3 protein-coding genes and 1 pseudogene are annotated in these 3,542 nt (G+C 41.5%); 2 read left to right on the top strand and 2 right to left on the bottom strand.

The features are described from left to right. Positions 1 to 131 precede the first annotated feature (131 nt). On the top strand, positions 132 to 263 hold the full coding sequence (locus tag F6K53_RS29680) for a hypothetical protein (protein ID WP_293028975.1): 132 nt from the start codon (positions 132 to 134) through the stop codon (positions 261 to 263). A gap of 984 nt (positions 264 to 1,247) precedes the next feature. Here F6K53_RS29680 and F6K53_RS29675 read toward each other — a convergent pair. Together F6K53_RS29675 and F6K53_RS29670 are read right to left on the bottom strand one after the other, a co-directional pair. Beyond that, the gene (locus F6K53_RS29675; RefSeq protein WP_293028978.1) at positions 1,248 to 1,727 is read right to left on the bottom strand and encodes a DUF1822 family protein; all 480 of its coding nucleotides are present in this window, start codon (positions 1,725 to 1,727) and stop codon (positions 1,248 to 1,250) included. Between the two features lie 201 nt (positions 1,728 to 1,928). Beyond that, positions 1,929 to 3,089, bottom strand: coding sequence for a hypothetical protein (locus F6K53_RS29670; protein ID WP_293028981.1), 1,161 nt, complete (start codon positions 3,087 to 3,089; stop codon positions 1,929 to 1,931). 272 nt (positions 3,090 to 3,361) lie between these two features. Between F6K53_RS29670 and F6K53_RS29665 the strand changes: the two are divergent. Then, a pseudogene (locus F6K53_RS29665) lies at positions 3,362 to 3,542 on the top strand (calcium-binding protein); the annotation flags it as partial.

Here is a 3,542-nt window from a genome sequence, read left to right as displayed (position 1 = left end):
GTAGTCGAAACCGCCATATCCATCTCGAAGTGCTCCTTCGGGTGGGGACGTAGCTTGAACCCTAGCTACATTGGGAGATTTCGGAATCTCCACTTCCTTGAGCGTCTTTCATCGGTCGCCCTTATCCTGACATGATATTAGCTGTTTCTGCACTGTCTCCAAAATATCTCGATAAATACCAGATAGAGGTTGACCAAAGGATGGGCGGCAAATTTTACGCGATCGCGAAGCGGCGACCTAGGAGCATCGCAAAATTTGCTTAACCAGTTTTCCTAAAGCTTGCTGCCGCTCTTGAGTATCCCGTGGGTACCTTTGCACTTGGCATACCAGCTGCCTAATTTGCTCTTCCATGGCTATCAATTAGAAACACTGACCTGGTTACTTATAGCAGAAGTCAGAAGTCAGAAGTCAGAAGTCAGAAGTCAAACTCTTGCGCTTACTTAGGTTTGAGACTTTTGTCATGTCCGCGCCTGCCCTGGCGACTGCTATATCTAGCTGAGCTCACATTTTTATGGGTTAATTTACAAAACTTTATTTTTTGCCAGAATCCTAGGGTGGGCAGTGCCTACTAACGCGATTAGCTGACTTGCTGATTAAGGTTAGTGCGGCTGGCAATAGTGGAGAGTTTTCCCCTGCTAATTCTGCTAGTTATGCCATGGAATAGGGTTTCTCAGTAGGAGCCATAGAAAGCGATCGCACAATTGCTCACTTCTCCCATGGCGGTGGTGATGACAGCAACATGCACGACCTTGTTGCACCAGGGGTTGACATCTTTTCGACTGTCCACTATCGTTATAGGTTATCTTCTGAACCTTTAACCTACCCTACTCCAACCCCAAGGGCGAACAACTAAACAACCTTGGTCAAAAGGCCACGCTACGCGAACAACCAAACAACCTACCCTTCGGGAACGCCTTTGGCGAACAACATTTTTGAATTAAGAATGTAGAATTAAGAATGTAGAATTCTCAATTCTCAATTCTCAATTCTCAATTCTCAATTCTCAATTCTCAATTCTCAATTCTCAATTCTCAATTCTCAATTCTCAATTCTCAATTCTCAATTCTCAATTCTCAATTCTCAATTCTCAATTCTACATTCTACATTCTACATTCTACATTCTACATTCTACATTCTACATTCTACATTCTACATTCTACATTCTACATTCTACATTCTACATTCTACATTCTACATTCTACATTCTACATTCTCAATTCTACATTCTCAATTCTGACAGACAACCTTCAACATGCAATCTCTCGACTATCGGTTGATTTTATGGGTAAATTCTGAAGGTATCCTGGAAAATATGCCATCGGCTGCAACTGCTTTAACGGTAATTTATTAGTTGCGACATTTTCCACAAATCCCAGCAGTTTTGCTTCTGTCAAGGAGTCATTCAGTTGCACTGCTATATAACCAATTCTATCTTGCCAAACCTCTTCTGGGACGTAAACAAACTCGGCATCTGGTGAGACTGGTTTACATTCGAGCTTGCCGTAATTTTTAATCACTAAATCAGCCACATCTAGGAATGTCTGCATGATGGAATTGTGGTTATCACTAGACTCTAAGTCAGTTTCAAATCCTAGACCCTGTAAGTACTGATTCACTGCATACACCGCCAAGGTATTGAGATAAACCTGTTCGGCTTTTTCCAGATTAGATTGCTGTTGGCAAAGCTTTTCTGCTAGGTGATGGGCTGCTTCTGCTAGTGTGACCATAAGTAGTGTGATGATAATTTGACAGGCTGGTGTGACTGAGCAATGCCTCTAGTTTAGCCTTACCAATAAATTATCCACTATAATAGGTATCATCCTATAGGTAGAGGAATAATTCCCTTTAACCCCTACAGGTGATCTAAGTTTATGTATTGAGCAGATTAAGCACGGATTTGGGCAAGCCTGTATTTGTTTATACCATTTTCAGCCCATTTCTTCTTCTATATATCTTTTGATTTCCGGGGCTAATTTCCTGAGATTACGTTGAAAGAAGTTATTCAGGGATGAAATTTTAATTTCTAAAGAGTCCGATATCTCTTGCCATTTTTTTCCGTCTAGGTACGCTAAGCCTATGACTTGCAAGGTGGCGGAAGGATGGTTTTTGATATGTTTCTGTAAGAGGTTTTCCGGGTCTTCTGTAAAATAGTGTCTGACCAGGTCATACAACGTCAGTTCTGTTTCCGGTTGTGGCACAGTCTCTAGGGGTATCGATTCCCCACTGAGCTCAGACAAGTTTGCGGAAAAAGGCAGAGAGGCTTTAGCCATCTCAAACACTAATGAATCTCCCTTTGTCCGGTCTTTGGCGATTAACTGGGACAACAACAATAATACTATCAGAATTTTAGTAACCTTACTGACCTGGGTTTTGTCTATAATTAATCCTTTGATGCTGAGTGTTATCCAAAAAATTACATGCTCTAGTTTGGTGCCTTTAATCAGAGCACTCAACTGATATTTGATTCTGACAATTTTGCCAGATTGAGCTTGGATAAATGGGTCATTGAGGTCTTGTTGGGCTTTTTGTAACATCTTATCAAAGCGATAATTGACCCAGGCTATAAATTTTCCTTTTTCTCGATTGTAGTGATTGAGGTTTTGATAGACATAATACAATGTCCGATTCACAGCATCATCATAGACCTCAGAGGAAAATTGGCCTCGATGGCAAAGCTTGCCAGAAAGCTTAATGGCATTTAGCAATTCCGTTAAGGCATAAAATCGCTCTGGGGTATGAGGTTGGTGCCGTTGTGCTTCTAGGGCTAGCTGCTGAAGGCGACCCTCGTCGAGTACCTTCTTAAAAAGACTATCCCGCCAAGACCCCCACTCCTGATCAGAAGTCATTTGTAGATATGGGTGTAGATATGGGCTATCAATATCCTCCTCGATTTCATGGTTGAGCTGCTGCTGTACGGTCTGATAGATCTCTAGATAGATGCCATATAGAGGGTGACCTGGCCGTGGGCGACACACTTTACGGGTACGCAAAATTTGCTCAACCACTTCTGCCAAAGTCTGGTTCCGCTGTTGATTGTCCCGAGGATAGTGTTGTAGTTTCAGCACCAGCTGTTGAATTTGCTTGTTCATGACCACCGATTAAGAATGCTTGTGTAATTAGCTATCAGGGTAATTTCCAAGTTTTCTGCAATTCGTTACAAAACTTTATATTTACAATTCGTTACAAAACTTTATATAAAACTGTAGAAAAATTGGATTTTTGGAGTGATTAATATAGTGAGGGCAGTCAAAAAGCCTTGATGCTCTTAATCGCAAAACTGATTATAGGGTTCTGTAAGTCATAAAGCAGAACCACTCCTAGCTAAATTAAAAATTTAACTCTAAACTCTAAGAAGAAAACAATGGTAGTAAAATCCGGCGGTCCTGGCAATGATATATTGATTGGTGGACCTGGCAATGACACTATTCAAGGTCAAGGGGGAGCAGATACCTTGATTGGCGGTAGTGGTAATGATTCCCTGGACTCCGATACTCTAGGAACTGTTGATCTAATAGGTGATCTTTTAGATGGCGGTGCGGGCA

The organism is Moorena sp. SIO4A1, from assembly GCF_010672065.1.
GTDB lineage: Bacteria > Cyanobacteriota > Cyanobacteriia > Cyanobacteriales > Coleofasciculaceae > Moorena.
The sequence above is the reverse complement of the archived record's forward strand: the minus strand, read 5'-3'. Positions and strand labels throughout refer to the sequence as shown.

Excerpts from the sequence above, each read along its gene's own strand:
- F6K53_RS29680 (WP_293028975.1), top strand. The coding sequence starts at position 132 with ATGATATTAGCTGTTTCTGCACTGTCTCCAAAATATCTCGATAAATAC.
- F6K53_RS29675 (WP_293028978.1), bottom strand. The coding sequence starts at position 1,727 with ATGGTCACACTAGCAGAAGCAGCCCATCACCTAGCAGAAAAGCTTTGC.
- F6K53_RS29670 (WP_293028981.1), bottom strand. The coding sequence starts at position 3,089 with ATGAACAAGCAAATTCAACAGCTGGTGCTGAAACTACAACACTATCCT.